The organism is Deinococcus sp. AB2017081, assembly GCF_034440735.1.
In the GTDB taxonomy this organism is placed as follows: Bacteria; Deinococcota; Deinococci; order Deinococcales; family Deinococcaceae; genus Deinococcus; species Deinococcus rufus.
In genome coordinates this window covers 2,573,341-2,591,797 of sequence record NZ_CP140098.1, presented here as the reverse complement: position 1 = coordinate 2,591,797, position 18,457 = coordinate 2,573,341, and the positions used below count along the sequence as shown (strand labels likewise).

At 68.8% G+C, this 18,457-nt stretch carries 17 protein-coding genes and 1 pseudogene; 12 read left to right on the top strand and 6 right to left on the bottom strand.

Going from position 1 to position 18,457, the window contains the following annotated elements:
- The first annotated feature begins 54 nt into the window (after positions 1-54).
- From hutU to sdaAA, 8 genes and pseudogenes are all read left to right on the top strand, one after another.
- Positions 55-1,880: pseudogene (gene hutU, locus U2P90_RS12600) on the top strand (urocanate hydratase).
- 16 nt (positions 1,881-1,896) lie between these two features.
- A complete protein-coding gene (locus tag U2P90_RS12595) occupies positions 1,897-2,496 on the top strand; it encodes a hypothetical protein (RefSeq protein ID WP_322472388.1) in 600 nt (199 codons plus the stop codon).
- Positions 2,493-3,410 (top strand): arginase family protein, encoded by a 918-nt coding sequence (locus U2P90_RS12590; protein ID WP_322472387.1) that lies wholly within the window; start codon positions 2,493-2,495, stop codon positions 3,408-3,410. Before U2P90_RS12595 ends, U2P90_RS12590 begins: the two co-directional genes overlap by 4 nt.
- Positions 3,403-4,602: an imidazolonepropionase gene (hutI, locus tag U2P90_RS12585; protein ID WP_322472386.1), complete on the top strand. Its 1,200-nt coding sequence runs from the start codon at positions 3,403-3,405 to the stop codon at positions 4,600-4,602. The genes U2P90_RS12590 and hutI overlap by 8 nt, the downstream gene beginning before the upstream one ends.
- Entirely contained in the window at positions 4,595-5,056 is a 462-nt protein-coding gene (locus U2P90_RS12580; RefSeq protein ID WP_322472385.1) for an SUKH-3 domain-containing protein, read from the top strand. The genes hutI and U2P90_RS12580 overlap by 8 nt, the downstream gene beginning before the upstream one ends.
- Complete coding sequence (gene hutH, locus U2P90_RS12575) at positions 5,053-6,555, top strand: histidine ammonia-lyase (RefSeq protein WP_322472384.1); 1,503 nt, start codon at positions 5,053-5,055, stop codon at positions 6,553-6,555. Before U2P90_RS12580 ends, hutH begins: the two co-directional genes overlap by 4 nt.
- 141 nt (positions 6,556-6,696) lie before the next feature.
- A complete protein-coding gene (locus U2P90_RS12570) occupies positions 6,697-7,413 on the top strand; it encodes a c-type cytochrome (protein ID WP_322472383.1) in 717 nt (238 codons plus the stop codon).
- A 102-nt stretch (positions 7,414-7,515) separates the two neighbouring features.
- Positions 7,516-8,406, top strand: coding sequence for an L-serine ammonia-lyase, iron-sulfur-dependent, subunit alpha (gene sdaAA, locus U2P90_RS12565; protein WP_295818389.1), 891 nt, complete (start codon positions 7,516-7,518; stop codon positions 8,404-8,406).
- Between the two features lie 58 nt (positions 8,407-8,464).
- Here sdaAA and U2P90_RS12560 read toward each other — a convergent pair whose 3' ends face one another.
- The 4 genes from U2P90_RS12560 to U2P90_RS12545 all read right to left on the bottom strand — a co-directional run bounded on the left by U2P90_RS12560 (position 8,465) and on the right by U2P90_RS12545 (position 10,324).
- Positions 8,465-8,935: a hypothetical protein gene (locus tag U2P90_RS12560; RefSeq protein ID WP_322472382.1), complete on the bottom strand. Its 471-nt coding sequence runs from the start codon at positions 8,933-8,935 to the stop codon at positions 8,465-8,467.
- Complete coding sequence (locus U2P90_RS12555) at positions 8,932-9,237, bottom strand: PadR family transcriptional regulator (RefSeq protein ID WP_322472381.1); 306 nt, start codon at positions 9,235-9,237, stop codon at positions 8,932-8,934. The genes U2P90_RS12560 and U2P90_RS12555 overlap by 4 nt, the downstream gene beginning before the upstream one ends.
- 62 nt (positions 9,238-9,299) lie before the next feature.
- Complete coding sequence (locus U2P90_RS12550) at positions 9,300-9,986, bottom strand: HAD family hydrolase (protein WP_322472380.1); 687 nt, start codon at positions 9,984-9,986, stop codon at positions 9,300-9,302.
- Positions 9,986-10,324, bottom strand: a complete 339-nt coding sequence (locus tag U2P90_RS12545) for a histidine triad nucleotide-binding protein (protein WP_322472379.1) — start codon at positions 10,322-10,324, stop codon at positions 9,986-9,988. The genes U2P90_RS12550 and U2P90_RS12545 overlap by 1 nt, the downstream gene beginning before the upstream one ends.
- Before the next feature lie 256 nt (positions 10,325-10,580).
- On the opposite strand from U2P90_RS12545, the gene U2P90_RS12540 reads away from it, so the two are divergent.
- Positions 10,581-11,504 carry a ferritin-like domain-containing protein gene (locus U2P90_RS12540; RefSeq protein WP_295818401.1) on the top strand — a complete coding sequence of 308 codons (924 nt, stop codon included), beginning with the start codon at positions 10,581-10,583 and terminating at the stop codon, positions 11,502-11,504.
- 359 nt (positions 11,505-11,863) lie between these two features.
- Positions 11,864-12,937 (top strand): DNA glycosylase AlkZ-like family protein, encoded by a 1,074-nt coding sequence (locus U2P90_RS12535; protein ID WP_322474696.1) that lies wholly within the window; start codon positions 11,864-11,866, stop codon positions 12,935-12,937.
- Here U2P90_RS12535 and U2P90_RS12530 read toward each other — a convergent pair.
- Positions 12,889-13,902, bottom strand: a complete 1,014-nt coding sequence (locus U2P90_RS12530) for a phosphotransferase family protein (protein WP_322472378.1) — start codon at positions 13,900-13,902, stop codon at positions 12,889-12,891. The genes U2P90_RS12535 and U2P90_RS12530 overlap by 49 nt on opposite strands.
- A gap of 22 nt (positions 13,903-13,924) precedes the next feature.
- Positions 13,925-14,191, bottom strand: coding sequence for a hypothetical protein (locus U2P90_RS12525; protein WP_322472377.1), 267 nt, complete (start codon positions 14,189-14,191; stop codon positions 13,925-13,927).
- Between the two features lie 102 nt (positions 14,192-14,293).
- On the opposite strand from U2P90_RS12525, the gene glmM reads away from it, so the two are divergent.
- The gene (glmM, locus tag U2P90_RS12520) at positions 14,294-15,640 is read left to right on the top strand and encodes a phosphoglucosamine mutase (RefSeq protein ID WP_322472376.1); all 1,347 of its coding nucleotides are present in this window, start codon (positions 14,294-14,296) and stop codon (positions 15,638-15,640) included.
- Between the two features lie 45 nt (positions 15,641-15,685).
- Positions 15,686-18,439 carry a DNA polymerase I gene (polA, locus tag U2P90_RS12515; RefSeq protein WP_322472375.1) on the top strand — a complete coding sequence of 918 codons (2,754 nt, stop codon included), beginning with the start codon at positions 15,686-15,688 and terminating at the stop codon, positions 18,437-18,439.
- The last annotated feature ends 18 nt before the right edge of the window (positions 18,440-18,457 follow it).

The window sequence follows — 18,457 nt, the reverse complement described above, 5'->3', positions numbered from 1 at the left end:
TCAACCGCAGGCTGAGATGCAAGAGGGGCGGTTGCTTTCCGGTCAGACCGGAAGATGCCGTTGCGACCTGCATGGCACAGGCGGAGGATGACGGCACATCCATCAGGCCAGGAGCGGGGAGGCGAGCCCAGGCCATCGCTGCAGCTGCCGCCATTCCGCACCACGCACACTGCCGCCCACCGGAGGACACCCATGACACCCCCCGCCCCCACCGAACCCGCCCCCGTCGTCCGCGCCCCGCGCGGCCCGCAGAAGACCGCGAAGGGGTGGGTGCAGGAGGCCGCCAAGCGCAAGCTCATGAACAACCTCGACCCGGACGTCGCCGAGCACCCGGACACCCTGGTCGTGTACGGCGGGCGCGGCAAGGCCGCCCGCAGCTGGGAGGCCTACCACACGATCGTGGAGACGCTCGACCGGCTGGAGGACGACGAGACGCTGCTGATCCAGTCCGGCAAGCCCGTCGCCGTCCTGAAGACGCACGAGTGGGCCCCGCGCGTGCTGCTCGCCAACAGCAACCTCGTGCCGCACTGGGCGAACTGGGAAACCTTCGACCAGCTCGACCGGGCGGGCCTGATGATGTACGGCCAGATGACTGCCGGAAGCTGGATCTACATCGGGACGCAGGGCATCCTCCAGGGCACCTACGAGACCTTCGCCGGAGCGGCCCGCAAGCACTTCGGCGGCAGCCTGAGGGGCACCGTCACCGTCACCGCCGGGCTGGGCGGCATGGGCGGCGCGCAACCCCTCGCCGTGAAGCTCGCCGGTGGCGTCAGCATCACTATCGAGATCGACCCCACCCGCATCCAGAAGCGCCTCGACACCCGCTACCTCGACGAGGTCGCCACGAGCCTGGAGGACGCCATCGCCCGCGCGGAAACGTACAAGGCTGAAGGTGTCGCCCGCTCCATCGGTGTGCAGGGCAACGCCGCCGAGCTCGTCCCGCAGCTCGTCACGATGAACTGGACGCCTGACCTGATCACCGACCAGACCAGCGCGCACGACCCCATGTGGGGCTACCTGCCCGTCCTTGCGCCCGACGAGGACGCCGCGGAATTGCGCGAGCAGCGGCCCGACGAGTACCGCCAGCGCGCGTACGACGCGATGGCGGCGCACGTCCGCGCCATCCTCGACCTCCAGCGGCGCGGCGCGGTCGCGTTCGACTACGGCAACAACCTCCGCCACCGCGCCCGGGAAGCCGGTGTGGAGAACGCCTTCGACTACCCCGGCTTCGTGCCCGCGTTCATCCGGGACTCCTTCTGCGAGGGGCGCGGCCCCTTCCGCTGGGTGGCGCTGTCCGGCGACCCCGAGGACATTCGCGCCACCGACCGCGCGCTGCTCGACCTCTTCCCCCACGACGAGCGCCTGCAATCCTGGCTCACGTACGCCGCCGACCAGATCGCCTTCCAGGGCCTCCCCGCCCGCATCTGCTGGCTCGGGTACCGGGAACGCGACCGGGCCGCGAGACTCTTCAACGAGATGGTCGCCGACGGCCGCCTGAAGGCTCCCATCGTCATCGGCCGCGACCACCTCGACGCCGATCGGTTGCCAGCCCCTACCGCGAAACCGAAGCCATGCTCGACGGCAGCGACGCCGTGTCCGACTGGCCTCTCCTGAACTTCGGCGTCGGCATCGCCAGCGGGGCCAGCTGGATGAGCTTCCACCACGGCGGCGGCGTCGGCCTGGGATTTTCGCAGCACAGCGGCCTCGTCATCGTCGCCGACGGCACCGAAGAAGCCGCCCGGAAACTTGCCCGCGCCCTGACCAACGACCCCGGCATGGGCGTCATCCGCCACGCCGACGCAGGCTATGACCTCGCGCTGGACGTGGCGCGGGAGAGGGGGCTTGATCTGCCCAGCCTCGGCATCAGAGACCAGAGGTGACGTGAACAATAGGCGCATGAAACCCTTTGTTCTGCCCCTCCTTGGCCTCCTGCTGACCGGTTCGGTCGGTGCACAACAGCACGGGCACGACCCTAAGCTGGCCGTCACAGTCACCACGAAGACGGGGAAGACGGTAGAGGTGAAAGGGCCAGAAGTCGCTCTGGAACCCGATCCTGACTTCTCTTGGGGTTGGGAGAGACCGTCTGTCCTTCCAAATCGATCGGGGAGCTTCATTGCCGTGCATTACTACAGAAACATACATACGAAGTACTGGGATGCGAATGTGTTTCTCGTTCGTCCAGACGGCCGAACCGAACAACTCAAGAACGACACCGTGCTCAATATCCAGTGGAGTGAAGACGGACGTTACCTGATCGGCACGGGCGATAACACCATCCGGCTCTGGAACCTGAACGGTGGCGCCCGGCAGGTCACCTTTCCCGACATCCGGGCCAGCCGCGTGACAGGGAAGACCCTGTGCCTGAACGTGAACTGGTACAGCCCCACGACGGGCCAGCTCAGCCGCACTGCTGAACTCCATCTCGCCCTGCCTTCGCTGACACAGGTCTCAGACAAAGACACCGACGGCGACGTGACCTGTGGGGCGCGCCCATGACCCACCTTCCCTACGGCGGCATCGCCACCTTCGCCCGCGCGCCCATCGTCCACCCGGCCGCGGAGTGGCGGGCGGACGTGGCCGCGCTCGGCGTGCCCTTCGATATCGCCCTGGGGTTCCGCCCCGGCGCGCGCTTCGCCCCCCGCGCACTCAGAGAGGCCAGCCTGCGGAGTGTGCCGCCCTTCACGGGACTGGACGGCGTGACGCGGCTGGCGGGCGTGACCTTCGCGGACGCGGGGGACGTGGTGCTGCCCAGCCTGGAGCCGGAACTGGCACGGCAGCGGATCACGGAGGCGGCCCGACTGGTGCGGGAACGCTGCCGCCTCCCGGTGTTCCTGGGCGGCGACCACAGCGTCACGTACCCGATCCTGCGGGCCTATGCGGACGTGCCGGAGCTGCACGTGGTGCAGCTGGACGCGCACCTGGACTTCACGGACACCCGCAACGACACCCGCTACAGCAACAGCAGCCCCTTCCGCCGCGCGTGCGAGGAGATGGAGAACCTCGTGCACATCACGACCATTGGCCTGCGTGGGCTGCGCTTCGATCCGGAAGCGGTCGCGGCGGCCCGCGCGCGGGGGCACGCCCTGATCCCCATGACGGACGTCGCGGGTGACCTGACGCGTGTGCTGGAGCGGCTGCCGCGCGGGAAGAACGTGTACCTCAGCGTGGACGTGGACAGCTTCGACCCCAGCGTCATTCCCGGCACGAGCAGCCCCGAACCGGACGGCCTGACCTACGCGCAGGGCATGGCGATCCTGGCGGAAACGGCGCGGCACAACACCGTCGTCGGCCTGGATGTCGTGGAACTCGCCCCGAGCCTCGACCCCACCGGACGCAGCGAACTGCTGATGGCGCGGCTGATCATGGAGACGCTGTGCGAGGCGGGCCTGGACGGTGACCGTCATGCCTGAGACGCTGTTCACGAACATCAGCCAGCTCGTCACGCCGGCCCCCGGCGTGCAGCGCGGCGCGGCCATGGGCGACCTGAGCGTCATTCCCGATGCCGCCCTGCTCGTCTCGGGCGGGCGTGTTCAGTGGGTCGGCCCGCGTGCCGAGGCTCCCGGCATGGTGCAGGAGCACGACCTGGGCGGCGTGGCGGTCGTACCAGGACTGGTCGACCCGCACACGCACTCCATCTGGGCCGGGGATCGCCTCGCGGATTTCGAGGCGCGCGTGCAGGGCGTCCCGTACGAGGAGATCCTCGCGCGGGGCGGCGGCATCCGCAGCAGCATGCGGGCGACAGGTGCGGCCAGCGTAAATGAGCTGGTGGCCCTGGCCCGGCCACGGTTGCACACGCTGCGGGCGTCTGGTGCGACCACCATTGAAGTCAAGAGCGGCTACGGGCTGGATTTCCGTGCAGAGGTGCGGATGCTGGAAGCTGTCCGCAGACTGCGACGGGAGCTGTTCGTGATGCCGACGCTCCTGATCCACGTCCCACCCACGGAAGGACGCACCGACTACGTCCGGGCCGTCTGCGAGGAACTGATTCCTGAGGTCGCCAGTTCCGGACTTGCTGAAACGGTGGACGTCTTCTGCGAGAAAGAAGCCTTCACTGTCGAGGAAACCCGTCAGATCTTCGTGGCCGCCCGCGCCAACGAGCTGGACTTCAAGCTCCATGCCGACCAGTTCCACGCCATCGGTGGGACGGAACTCGCCTGCGAGCTGGGAGCGCTCAGTGTGGATCATCTTGAAGCCAGCGGCCCAGCTCAGATCGCTGCCCTGGCGGCGTCGAACACCGTGGCGACCATCCTTCCCGGTGTGACGCTCCACCTGGGCCTGCCCGCCGCACCGGGCCGGGCACTGATCGACGCGGGCGCGGCGGTTGCCGTGGGCACCGACCTGAATCCCGGTTCCTCACCCGTGTTCAGTGTCCAGTTGGCCCTGGCCCTCGCGGTGCGCCTGAACCGCCTGACCCCCGCCGAGGCGTTGACCGCCTGCACCGTGAACGCGGCGGCGGCTCTGGGACTGGGCGACCGGGCAGCCCTCGCGCCCGGCCAACGGGCCGACTTCCTGGCCCTGCACAGCGCCGACTGGCGCGATCTGGCGTACACCCTGGGGGCGAATCCGGTGCGGGACGTCTGGATGGACGGTCGGCATGTCTGATCTGCCATTTGAAATCACTGATGAACTCCGCACCCAGCTCCTTGCTATCGGATGGTCTGAGGATCGCCGTGTCGATATATCGGCGGATGTAGCCCTGGCCGAGAAGAACGGCTGGCAGATTTTCCCCCTTGCGCGGGCAGTTCTTGAGCAGTTTGACGGTCTGGGGCTACGAAACAACATTCAATTCAACCTGAATGATGTTGGAACGAGTTGGACATATGACATTCAAACAGACGGCGACCCCAACTTCCCGGAGTTTGAACGATCTCACCAGCAGAAACTCTATCCGCTGGCCGTCGAGGACGCCTGGTCGCCACTCTTTATTACGGACTCAGGCCTGATTGTTCAATTTACGGACGATGAGCCACACTGGCGTGGATTGACCCCTCAAAAAGATTTTGAAGATCTTTTCGGGCAGATGTATATCTATCGTTCCAATAAGGAGCACCTGTGATTCTCGACCAACACCTGTCCCTGTCTGAATTCCTCTCCGTCGTGCGTGGCGGCGAGTCCGTGGAGTTGTCCGAGGCGGCGCGTGGACGCATTCTCCGGGCACGGGCGGTGATCGAGCGGATCGTGGACGGCGACGCCGCGGTGTATGGCGTGAACACGGGGTTCGGGAAGTTTGCGTCGGTGCAGGTGCCGCGTGCGGGGCTGGAGGAACTGCAGCTGAACCTGATCCTGTCGCACGCGATCGGCGTGGGGGAGGCCCTGCCGACCGAGGTGGTGCGCAGCATGCTGCTGCTGCGCGCGCAGTCGCTGGCGCTGGGGCATTCCGGCGTGCGGCCCGAGGTCGTGGAACTGCTGCTGGCGCTGCTGAACGCGGGGGCGCTGCCGGTCATCCCGGCGCAGGGCAGCGTGGGGGCATCCGGCGATCTCGCGCCGCTGGCTCACCTGGCGCTGGGCCTGATCGGTCTGGGCGACATGGAGTACCGGGGGACGGTGCGGCCCAGTGCCGACGTGCTGGCCGAGCTGAACCTGACACCGCTGACCTTGCAGGCCAAGGAGGGGCTGGCGCTGATCAACGGCACGCAGCTGATGGGCAGCCTGCTCGCGCTGGCCGTGGCCGATGCCCGGACGCTGCTGGGCACGGCGAATCTGGCGGCGGCCATGACCGTCGAGGCGATGTACGGCTCGCACCGGCCCTTCCAGCCGGACGTGGTGGGCCTGCGCCCCCATCCCGGCGCGGTCGCGGTCGCGGAGGAGCTGCGGTTCTTCCTGCGCGACTCGCAGATCGCCCCGTCGCATCTGGTGGGGGACGGGAAGGTGCAGGACGCGTACTCGCTGCGGGCCGCGCCGCAGGTGCACGGCGCGAGCCTGGACGTCCTCGCGCACGCCGAGCGGGTGCTGGCGGTCGAGTTCGCGTCCGTGACGGACAACCCCCTGATCTTCCCGGAGACCGGCGACGTGGTCAGCGGCGGGAACTTCCACGGGCAGCCGCTCGCCGTGACCATCGACGCGCTGAAGGTCGCGGTGGCGGAACTCGGCAGCATCAGCGAGCGCCGCTGCGAGCAGCTGTTGAATCCCGCCCTGTCGGGCCTGCCGGGGTTCCTCGCGCCCCAGGGCGGCCTGAACAGCGGGTTCATGATCGCGCAGTACACCGCCGCCGCCCTCGTCAGCGAGAACAAGGTGCTCGCCCACCCGGCCAGCGTGGACACCATTCCCACCAGCGCCAACCAGGAAGACCACGTCAGCATGGGGGCGCACGGTGCCCGGCAACTGCGGGCCATCCTGGAGAACGTGCAGAACGTCATCGGAATCGAACTGCTGTGCGCCGCGCAGGCCCTCGACTTCCAGACCCTCCACGCCGGGCGTGGCGCTCAGGCCGCGTGGGAACACATCCGCGCACACATCCCCAACATGACCCGCGACCGCTACTACCGCCCCGACCTCCTGAGGATCGTGGAGATGGTGCAGCGTGGAGAGCTGCTGCAGGTGGCCAGGGAGGCGTGAGCCCACACCCGCACCGCAGGGCCCGGAGCGAGCCATCCGACTATAGTCCATGGGCGGCGGGCCGCGGGCGGCGTACGCTGCCGGTGAATCTCGACAGCCGGGGGGACGGTGGTCGTGCGTCCGTCCGGGAAGGTGGGCCTCATGAACAAGCGTTCTGGCATGGTGGCGGGCAGTGTCCTCGTTCTCGGCGGCGGGATGCTGTGGGCGGCGCTGGCGGCTGCCCCCGCGGCCCCGGCTGCCCCCGAGGATGCGGTGGCGGCGCAGGTCAAATCTGGACTGTCCGTGTACGCCAAGAGCTGCCAGGGCTGCCACGGCGACAAGCTCCAGGGCAACCGTGCCCCGGCGCTGGTGGGGGCCGGAATGCTCGGGAAGTACGCGGGAGGCGATCACACCTACGCCGACCTTCATACCAAGGTCTCAAAGACCATGCCCAAGAACGCGCCGGGTACCCTGTCCGAACAGCAGTATCTGGATGTGGTCGCGCTGCTGTTCGAGCGGAACGGCGTGGCCCTCCCCGCCGGTGGTCTGAAGAAGGACGACCTGAAGGAGGCCGCCCTGAGTGCCCGCGCCGCGCAGGTTGCGGCCGGTCAGGCGGTCTACGCCAAGAGCTGCCAGGGCTGCCACGGCGACAAGCTCCAGGGCAACCGCGCCCCGACGCTGATCGGTGCGGCGTTCGTGGCGAAATACAAGACTGTGGGAGCCCTGCACGCCAAGGTCAAGACCATGCCGAAGAATGCGCCGGGCAGCCTGACCGACCGGCAGTATGTGGATGTTCTGGCCTTCGTCCTCGACCGGAACGAGGTGGCTGGGGGCACGGCCTCCATCGGGGCCGACGACTTCGAGAAGCCCCTGAAATAACGCTGGGGTGCGGCAGAATCCGGGATTGCGGGACGGGTCATGGCGGGCTGGCGGGGCATCCGGTAGGCTGGTCGTCTAGACCACTGACCCGAGGTTCCCCCTATGACCCTGGACGACATCCTCAACGCGCCCGCTCCCGCCTCGGCGTGGATTCTGGCCCAGGACTGTGCCGAGACCGGCCTGAATGCCGACGACATCCGCGCCGAGATGCTGCGCCGGATCGGTGAAATGCGGGACAGCATCCAGCGCGGCCTGAACTCCGATGCCCCCAGCATCACCGGCATGGTCGGCTGGAATGCCAGCGGCCTGTGGAACGCCGCCGATGCCCTGCAGAGCCCGCTCCTGAAGCGCGTGCAGGCCTACGCCATGGCCGTGAACGAGGAGAATGCCCGCATGGGCCGGATCGTCGCCGCGCCCACCGCCGGCAGCGCGGGCACGATCCCCGGAGCACTGATCGGCGTGGCCGACCACCTGGGGATTCCCGACGAACGGCTGGTCGATCCCATGATCCTGGCCGCCGGAATCGGCAAGGCCATCAGCAAGCGCATGTTCATCAGTGGCGCGGCCGGGGGCTGTCAGGCCGAGATCGGCAGCAGCGCCGCCATGGCCGCCGCTGCCATCGTGGAACTGCTGGGCGGCAGTCCTCGCGCCGCCGTCCACGCCGCCAGCATGGCCCTGATGAACACCATCGGTCTGGTGTGCGATCCGGTCGGCGGCTACGTCGAGGTGCCCTGCGTGAGTCGCAACGCCTTCTACGCCGTCCACGCTGTCAGCGCCGCGCAGCTGGCCCTGGCGCAGCTCGAATCCTTCATCCCGCCCGACGAGGTGCTGGGCGCTATGGCCTCCGTGGGCCGCATGATGCCCGCTGCCCTGCGCGAGACCGCCGACGGTGGCCTGGCCCAGACTCCGACCGGGCTGGCCGTGACCGCCCGCATGGAGGGCCGGGGCGACGGCGAATTGCCCGGCGGCATGGTCGAACTGCCAATGGCGTGAGGTGAAGGGAAACCGGGCCGATCTCGTGGTGGGGTCGGCCCGATGCTTGTGATTCAGGTCAGCGTCTGAACAGGGTTCGCCTGACCGTCAGGTGGCCCATGCTTCCCGCTGCGCAGGCCGCGATGACGGCCAGCACGGTCACGGCCTCGTCCACGAATCCTGGGTCACGTGGGGCCACGTCGCCCAGCACGGCCTGTAACGCCACCACGGTCAGCCACGCGCCCGGCAGATATGCCAGCGCGCCCACACCGACCTCGAGTACCCCGGTGCGCAGCGCGCCGAGAGCAGCGCCTACCAGCGCCACGGTGATCATGATGCCGAACCACAGCCCCGCCGGTGTGGCGTTCCGCCAGGAGACATGCACGACGAGAACCTGAACGGCACCAATCAGCGCAAACATCGCTCCGGCTGTGATGGCGGCTCTCCACCAGAACCGATGGGCTGCCACCTGCGTCTCCAGTGCCCACCCCGCATCCTCCACGCTCGCCGCCTCGTTCTCCATACCCTTCTTCCAGTCTTCCGGGGTCATGTCAGCGCTCCTTTTAGGCTGCGGGCAGGTGTACTCCGCTCGCGCCGCTCCCGCGCCAGCGTCAGGCCGGTCTCGGTCAGGCGGTAGATGTGGCGGGGGGGCTTGCCAGGGTGCGGAGAGTCCTCCCACTGGGCGTCCAGATAGCCCTGCTCGTGCAGGCGCTGGAGAATGGGATACAGGGTGCCGCTCTTCAGGTCGGTGGCCTTACTCAGGTCGTAGCCGTAGGTGTGGGCCGGGTACGTCTGGAGAAGGCTCCCGAGGACGGCCAGCGAGTGTGGGCTGGAGTTTGGAAGACGGGGCATGGAGTAATAGCAACATATGTAGACTTTGAAGTCAAGCAGGGTTGGGTCGCCCCGCTGTTGCGCTAGACCGGAAGCGATACACCCAGTGCGTCCCTCAGTTGCGCGTGCGACTGCATGAAACGGGTCACGCCCACGGCCTCCAGCTCGCTCCGGCTGTCGTGGGTGTGGTGGCCGCCCGCCAGCAGGCCCCACACGGTTGCGCCAGAAGCCACGCCTGCCCGCGCCCCCGGCACACTGTCCTCGATCACCACGCACTCACGCACATCCACCCCCAGCTGCGCGGCGGCGTACACGTACAGCGCCGGATCGGGCTTGCCCACGCCGCCGACCAGCGAGGGATCATAGGCATGGACGCCGACCAGATCGGTCAGTCCGGCGCCATCCAGTTTCAGCGTCAGCCGGTGTTTCTCACTGTTGCTCGCCACCGCACAGGGAATGCCAGCGGCCCGCAGCGCACGCAGGGTGCCGGCCGCCCCCTCGATGACGGGCACGTGGGCAAACGCCCCGTTGAAGCGCTCGCCCAGCATCGGCAGGAAATCCTCCGGGGCCTTCCAGCCGCGTTCCTCGTCCAGTTGACGCAGCACGCCCTCGAAGCGCTGGCCGCTGGTCAGGCGGGTGATCTCGGCGGCGCTCAGGTGCAGGTCGCGCTCCGCGAAGATCTCGGCCCACAGCGCCCCGATCAGCGTCTCGGTGTCGATCAGCACGCCGTCCAGATCGAACAGCACAGCGGCGAAGTCAGGGTGTGGCATCAGGTGTCGCTGTCCGGGCCGTGTTCCCACCCGGCCAGGATGTGGATGTGGGTGTGGAACACGACCTGCCCGCCGCCCGCGCCGCAGTTCACCAGCAGTCGGAAGTCCTGCGCGTGTTGCCGGGCGACCTTCACGGCCGTCAGCCACAGGTCGCCCATCTCGGTCGCGTCGGTGATCTCGTCCACCCGCGCCGTGGCCCGCTTGGGGATAACCAGCAGGTGGATGGGCGCCTTCGGGGCGATGTCGCGGATCGCCAGGTACTGGTCGTCCTCATACACGATGTCGCTGGGAATCTCCCGCGCGATGATGCGTTCGAACAGGGTGGGCTGGGCACTCATGCCTCCACTCTACGCGGCCCCGTTCCGGCCGTATGGGCGGGCTGCCCCCACGGCCCGACAGACCCTGCCGGCCTTCATGTGCCGTTCATCTCGGGGGGTGTCGTGATCCGGTTCGCACCTGCCCCGCTTATAGCCACATGTCAGCCACGGGCGGCAGGGGACACGACACCCGCCACCCCACCCCCTCGCACCACGACCTCACGTGTCCACGCTCCGGCGTGTCCACCGGTCACCTGCACGTTCCAAGGAGCACACCATGACGACGATTGACGAGTCCATCAGCACGGCCACCGCCACCACCGACGGCCTGAACCGCCGCGCCGCCCTGGGATTCCTGGGCAAGATCGGTCTGGGCACCGCTGCGCTGGGCCTGACCGGCACGGGTGCCCTGGCGGCGCCCGCCAAGAACATTGACGGCGATGTCCTGAACTTTGCCCTGAACCTGGAATACCTGGAAGCGGCGTTCTACCTGGCTGCCGTGGGCCGCGTGAATGAACTGAAGGCCATCGGCGGCGGGGCCGAGATCCGGCTGCCCGCCAGCCTGGACATGACGCGCGGCATGCAGTTCAAGGACAGCAACGTGCAGGCCCTGGCCAACGACATCGCCGAGGACGAACTCCAGCACGTCAAGTTCCTGCACGGCGCCCTGGGCAAGGGAGCGGCCATGCGCCCCGTGATCGATCTGGCCGGGGCCTTCGACGCCGCCGGGCAGGCCGCGAGCGGTGGGGCCATCAAGGGCTTCAATCCCTTTGCCAACGACCTGTTCTTCCTGCACGGCGCGTTCATCTTCGAGGACGTGGGTGTCACCGCGTACAACGGCGCGGCCACGCTGATCACCAACCCTGCATACCTGCAGGCGGCGGCGGGCATCCTGGCCGTGGAGGCCTACCACGGCGGCGCGATCCGCACCATGCTGTACCAGCAGCGTCAGGTCACGGCGGCGGCCGGCCTGTACGTCGGGCAGGTCGTCCAGGCGATCAGCAGCCTGCGCGGCAAGGTCGGCGGCGGCAAGGACATGGGCCTGAGCGACGCCAGTGGTCGCGCCGTCATTGCGCCCGCCGACAAGAACGGCGTGGCCTACGGCCGCAGCACCCGCGAGGTTCTGAACATCGTGTACCTGGCCCCCGGTGCCACCAAGGGCGGCTTCTACCCGAACGGCCTGAACGGCACGATCAAGTAAGCGGTCGTCACGCCCTGGTCTGGGTCTGATATGACCCGCGTGGCGTGATGGAGCAGATGGGCCGGGATCACTGCTTTCACCCCCTCCCCCTGCGGACGTTTGATCCGAATCAGCACGGTGACCGTGCCAGCTGTACCTCTGACTCCCTCCCCCTCCGTGTGGGGGAGGGCTGGGGAGGGGGGAACGGGCACAGCCCGTCGGCGTGCTTGACAGGGCTATAGACACCCGCCGCCCATCCATATGCAAGACCCACCTCCACCCACTGTGGCCTGACCAGATTCAGGCCACAGTGTTCTGTCGTGCGCTAAACTGTGACCGTGAGCCCAGACATCACCCCGGCGCTGCTTCGGGCGGCGGCCATGCAGACGGTGCGCCCGGCCGCAGACCTCCAGTCCGCCCTGAACGTCATGGGCTTCGTCCAGGCCGACCCGATCCGTGCGCCGGCGCGTGCCCAGGATCTGACCCTCATGCAGCGGGTGCGGGGGTACCGGGCCGGCGATCTGGAACGGCTGTATCCCACGCTGGATGCCGAGGAGGACATGATCCCGAACTACGGGTTCGTGCCCCGGCACGTGCAGGCGCTGCTGCACCCGCGCGTGGTGGCGTCCACCCGCATCGAGGGCGAGCACCCGGCGCTGCTGGACGACGTGCGGGCGGTACTGAGCGAACGCGGCGAGCTGCACCCCAGAGAGTTGGTCGCCCTGCTGGGGAAGCGCACGGCCACGACCTACTGGGGCGGGCAGGGCACCGCCACGACCCGCGCCCTGGACGCGCTGCACTACCGGGGCGAGGCCCGGATCGTGCGCCGGGAGGGCGGCGTGCGGGTGTATGGGGTGGCACCGCACCTGAGCGTCCTGCGCGAGACGCCGCTGCCCGAGCACGAGCGCCTGCGCCGGGTCATCCACCTGCTGGCCGCCCTGTACGGGCCGCTGCCACAGGCCAGTCTGGGGTATCTGGTATCGCTGTCGGGCTTCGGCCTGCCGCATCTGCGTCAGGAACTGCGGGCCGCCTTCCGGCACGCGGTCAGGGCTGAGCTGAACGCGGCGAAGGTGGACGGCGTGGCCTACGTCTGGGCACCCGAGCGTGATCTGGCCGATGTCGCGGAGGCACGCGGCGTGCGGATCGTGAATCCCTTCGATCCGCTGGTGTGGGATCGGCGCCGCTTCGAGCATCTGCACGGCTGGGCGTACCGCTTCGAAGCGTACACGCCGCCCGCGAAGCGGGTCATGGGCTACTACGCGCTGCCAGTGTTCCACGGTGACCGCGCCGTGGGGTGGGCGAACCTGAAGGTGGAGGGTGGAGAACTGCATGCAGAACTGGGATACGCGCCCGGCGTGCGGCAGACCGCCACGTTGTGCCGGGGGCTGGACGCCGAGCTGAACCGTTACCGGGCGTTCCTGGGACTCGGCGCTTCGGCCGCTGACCAGACCTGAAGTACCTGGGTCAGTGCGTTCCCGACGCCGCTGCCCGGTGTGCGCTGCGCCTGCCGGGCCGTGGTCAGGACATTCAGGGCCAGCCCGGCGCGTTCCTGGGCGGCCAGTTCGCTCAGAGTGAGCCTCAGGCCGTGGTGGGCGAGTTCCTCCCGATAGGCGTCCCTCAGCGCCGGGCCGAGCCGCTCACGTTCGGCGGCGTCCAGGCGGATCGCCAGCAGGTGTGCCAGATCCTCGCCGGGCACAGACGGGTGGGTCTGGCCGTAGTCGATCAGCACAGGCGGGCGGCCGTCACGCGGCCACAGCACCTGTCCGGCGTGGATGTCGCCGTGCACCAGCGTGACGGTGCGGGCAGCGGACAGCAGATCCGGCAGGGCGGCGGCGACGGCCGTGACCGCGCCAGCCGCCTCGCCGTACTGTGCCGGTGCCGCCGCCATCCGCTGTGCCCGAGCCAGAACCTCGTCGGGCTGCCACCCCCACAGGCCGGTCAGGGCCGGGTGCCCGTGGCCGGCTGGCCCGGCCCAGAAGGCGTGGTGGCGAGCCAGCAGGCGTACCACATCCAGCAGCCCGCGTTCCCGGTCGGGATCCGTGGAGAAGGCCCCCCACCCGGTCGTGTCGTTGGTCAGGTCGCGCGTCAGCAGGTGTGCGTGTGTGCCGGACGTGGCCGAGTGCAGATGTGGGGCATGTGCCACCGGCGACAGGGGCGCGAGGTCGCGCAGGTACGCCGCCTCGCGTTCCAGGCGGGTGCACGCGCGGACATCGTGCCACGTCAGCGGCAGGTATTTCAGGAAGAGTGGGCCGTGGGCCGAACGGTAGCGGGCGAAGGCCGCGCCCTCGCCCGTCCACGTTTCCAGTACGCGGCGTGACCCCGGAAAGGCGTCCGCCAGTGCCCATGGCCACACGTGGGCACTGACGGCTGGCCCACCGCGTCTCAGGGCACTCCAGCCTGCGTGCAGGCGTGCTCTCACGGGTGCAGGTGCAGGCCGGGCCTCACGTCAGCAGGCTCACCACGCCGCCCACGGCACTGCCCACGACCGCCATCCCGACGACGAACGCGCCCAGGCAGCCGAGCGGCCCGCGCGAGCGGCGCACCTGACGGTAATGGCCACCCTGGACGTAGTGCCCCCGGTGTCCGCTGGAGTGACTGTGCCCCAGGAAGCCTCCCCGGTGGCCGCTGGAATGGCTGTGGCGCAGGAAGCCGCCGCGACGGTGGCCGCTGCGGCTGAACGAGAACGACCCGATGGAGAATCCACTCATGCCCTCCGGTACGCGGGGGGAGGCGTGGCGGTTCCCACGCTGACCCGCCGTACAGGCATGAGCACGTTACACACATCACTCATGCCCGTATGATGGACGTATATGAGTTCAACGACAACCGAGCGCAAGTACTTCGGCACCGACGGCGTGCGGGCCGTGGCCGGCGAGTATCCCCTGACGGCCGCGTGGGTCATGGCGCTGGGTGCCGCCGCCGGCGAGGTGCTGGTGCAGGAGCGTGGCAAGGCCCGCGTGGTCATCGGCAAGGACACCCGTCAGAGCGGCGACATGCTGGAGGCCGCCCTGGCCGCCGGTCTGACCAGCCGTGGAGTCGATGTCGTCCATGTGGGCGTCTTGCCCACGCCGGGCGTCAGCTACCTGACCCGGCACCTGACGGCCGACGCCGGGGTCGTGATCAGCGCGTCTCACAACCCCTACGAGGACAACGGCATCAAGTTCTTCGGGGCCGACGGCCAGAAACTCAGCGACGGCACAGAGCTGGAGATCGAGGCCGCCATCGACCGCGTGCCCACCCTGGCCCCGGTCACGGGTGTCCAGATGGGCAGCGTCACCAACTACACCGAGGCCGAGCGGCTGTACGTGCAGTACCTGTGCCGCCACGCCCCGGATCTGCGCGGCCTGCGGATCGTGCTGGACTGCGCCAACGGCGCGGCCTTCCGGGTGGCGCCCAAGGTGTTCCAGGCCGCCGGCGCGGACGTGTTCGCCGTCTACACCACGCCGGACGGCCACAACATCAACCGGGGCTGCGGCAGCACGCATCTGGAACATCTGCAGCGCATCGTGCGGGACGGCCCCTATGACCTGGGCGTGGCCTTCGACGGCGACGCCGACCGCGCCCTGTTCGTGGACTCGCGTGGCAACGTCGTCCACGGCGACCACATGCTGCTGCTGAACGCCCGCGCCCGCGGCGAGAAGGCCGTCGTGACCACCATCATGGCGAACATGGCGCTGGAGGTGAAGCTCCAGCAGTCCGGTATTCCCCTGGAGCGCACCGCCGTGGGCGACCGCTACGTCCACGAACGGCTGCACGGGCAGCACCTGCACCTCGGCGGGGAGCAGAGCGGACACATCCTGTTCCTGGACGTGTCGCCGACCGGTGACGGCGTGCTGACCGCACTGCTGACCCTGGGCAGCATGCAGAAGCTGGGCACCACCCTGGATTCCCTGCACGACGACCTCGTGATGTTCCCGCAGACCCTGGTGAACGTGCGCGTGGGCGACAAGAAGGCCATTGCCCGCGACGACGTGGTGCGCTCGGCCGTCGAGCAGGCCGAGGCGCGGCTCTCGGGGCGCGGCCGGGTCAATCTGCGCCCCAGCGGCACCGAGAACCTGATCCGCGTGATGGTCGAGGGCCAGGATAGTGCGGAGATCCACGAGATCGCGCGCGAACTTGCGGCGCTGGTCGAGCAGCGCGGGCAGCTCCAGGGCTGACCCTGCCCGGTCGGGTCTCATTACGTTCACAGTAGAATGTCGGGCATGACCTCCGGAACTCCCGACACGCTGGTGCTGATCGACGGGCACGCCCTGGCGTTCCGCTCGTATTTCGCACTGCCACCTCTGACCAGCACCTCCGGCGAGGCGACCAACGCCATCGTGGGGTTCCTGCGGCTCACCCTGCGGCTGGTGCGCCAGAAGAGCAACCAGGTGATCGTGGTGTTCGACCCGCCGGTCAAGACCTTCCGGCACGAGCAGTACGACGGCTACAAGTCCGGCCGCGCCGAGATGCCCGCCGACCTGCCCGGCCAGATCAACCGCATCCGCGAACTCGTTGATGCGATCGGCCTGCCGCGCCTGGAGGAGCCCGGCTACGAGGCCGACGACGTGATCGCCACCCTGACCCGCATGGCTGAGGGCACCGGCATGCAGGTGCGGATCGTGACCAGCGACCGCGACGCCTACCAGCTCCTCGACGACCACGTGAAGGTCATCACCAACGACTTCAGGCTGCTCGGCCCCGCCGAGGTGCTGGAGAAGTACGGGGTGACGGTGCGCCAGTGGGTCGATTACCGCGCCCTGACCGGCGACGCCAGCGACAACATCCCCGGCGCGAAGGGCATCGGCCCCAAGACCGCTGCCAAGCTGCTTCAGGAGTACGGCACCCTGGAGGCCATCTACGAGGCGGCCAGGGCCGGCACCCTGAAGCCCGACGGCACCCGCCAGAAGCTGCTGGACTCCGAGGCGAACGTGAAGTTCAGCCACGAACTGTCGTGCATGGTCACCGACCTGCCCCTCAAGGTCGACCTGGGCCGGGGCCGCCTGCCGGGCGATCCGGCGCGGCTGGAGGCACTCCTGACCGAGCTCGACCTGCACTCGGTGCGCCGCGACGTGGCCGGCCTGGACGGGCGCGAGGCCACGCTGCCCGATGCCATCCACGACGAGACCGCACGCAGCGGCCCCGCCGCGCCGGAGCGGGATCAGGGCCACGTCGCGCTGCCCACCGTGGACGTGCAGCCGTGGAAGACACCGGGCCAGACGGTGGTCTGGGGCTACGTCCTGTCCCGTGAGGACGACCTGACGGCTGCGCTGGTGGACGCCGCGACCTTCGAGGCCGGCACCGTCCGCACGGCCCCCACGCAGGAACCAGCCGAGTGGAAGAAGGCCGAGGTCTACGCCGCGCCGGTCGGGCTGTTCGGAGACGGCGAGTCGGCTGCCCCCCCCACCAAGGCCCAGCAGAAGGCCGCCGAGAAGGCCCAGCGAGACATCGAGAAGGCCGCCGCGAAACTGCGCGAGCAGTACCCGGCCACCGTGGACGACGCTGAATTCGTCGGCCAGCGGCGGATCACGGCAGCGGGGGCCAAGGCGCTCGCCACCCACCTGAACGTGCGCGGTCTGTCCGTGGAACCCGGCGACGATCCGCAGCTGATGGCCTACCTGCTCGACCCGGCGAACACCAGCATGAGCGCCGCGTCTGAACGCTACGCGCAGGTGCCGTGGCCAGCTGACGCTGCCGGCCGCGCCGCGATCACCGCGCACCTGCTGGACATCCTGCCGGGGCAGCTCGACGAGGCCCGCACCACGCTGTACCGCGACATGGAGGTGCCCCTGTCGGCCGTGCTGGCCCGCATGGAGGTGCGCGGCGTGCGGCTCGACAGCGAGTACCTGCGCGGGCTGTCGGCCTCGACCGGGGCCCGCCTCGCCACGCTGGAGGCGCAGATCCACTCGCTGGCCGGGCGCGAGTTCCAGATCCGCAGCCGCGACCAGCTCGAAGCCGTGCTGTACGACGAACTTGGCCTCGCCAGCGGCAAGAAGACCAAGCTGACCGGCAAGCGCTCGACCGCTGTGGCCGCGCTGGAGCCCCTGCGGGACGAACACCCCATCATCCCCGCGCTGCTGGAATACCGCGAGCTGGAGAAGCTGCGCGGCACCTACCTCGATCCGCTGCCCAGCCTTGTCAATCCGCGCACGGGGCGGTTGCACACCACCTTCGCGCAGGCCGCCGTCGCCACGGGCCGCCTGAGCAGCCTGAACCCCAACCTCCAGAACATCCCCATCCGTTCCGAGACCGGCCGCGAGATCCGCAAGGGCTTCATCGCCGATCCGGGCTACTGCCTGATCAGCGCGGACTACTCGCAGATCGAGCTGCGGCTGCTGGCCCACATCGCCGACGATCCCCTGATGCAGCAGGCGTTCCTGGAGGGGGCCGACATCCACCGCCGCACGGCCGCGCAGGTGCTGGGGCTGGACGAGGCAACCGTGACCCCGAACCAGCGCCGCGCGGCCAAGACCGTGAACTTCGGCGTGCTGTACGGTATGAGCGCCCATCGGCTGAGCAACGACCTCGGCATTCCCTACGCCGACGCTGCCGGCTTCATCGAGGTGTACTTCAGCACGTATCCCGGCATCCGGGGTTACATCGACCGCACGCTGGAGTTCGGGCGGCAGCAGGGCTACGTCGAGACGCTGTACGGCCGCCGCCGCTATGTGCCGGAACTCGTCGCCAGCAACCGCACGCTGCGGGAAGCGGGGGAGAGATTGGCCTACAACATGCCGATCCAGGGCACGGCCGCCGACATCATCAAGCTCGCCATGATCAAGCTGGATCGGGAGCTGGACGCGATGGGCGCCCGCCTGCTCCTTCAGGTTCACGACGAACTGCTGATCGAGGCGCCGGAAGACAAAGCTGATGCAGTCGCCGCGATCACCAAAGAACTGATGGAGGGGGCCGCGCAGCTCAAGGTGCCGCTGGCGGTCGAGGTCGGCGTGGGGCCGAACTGGTACGACACGAAGTGAAATGACCCTGGGGGCTGT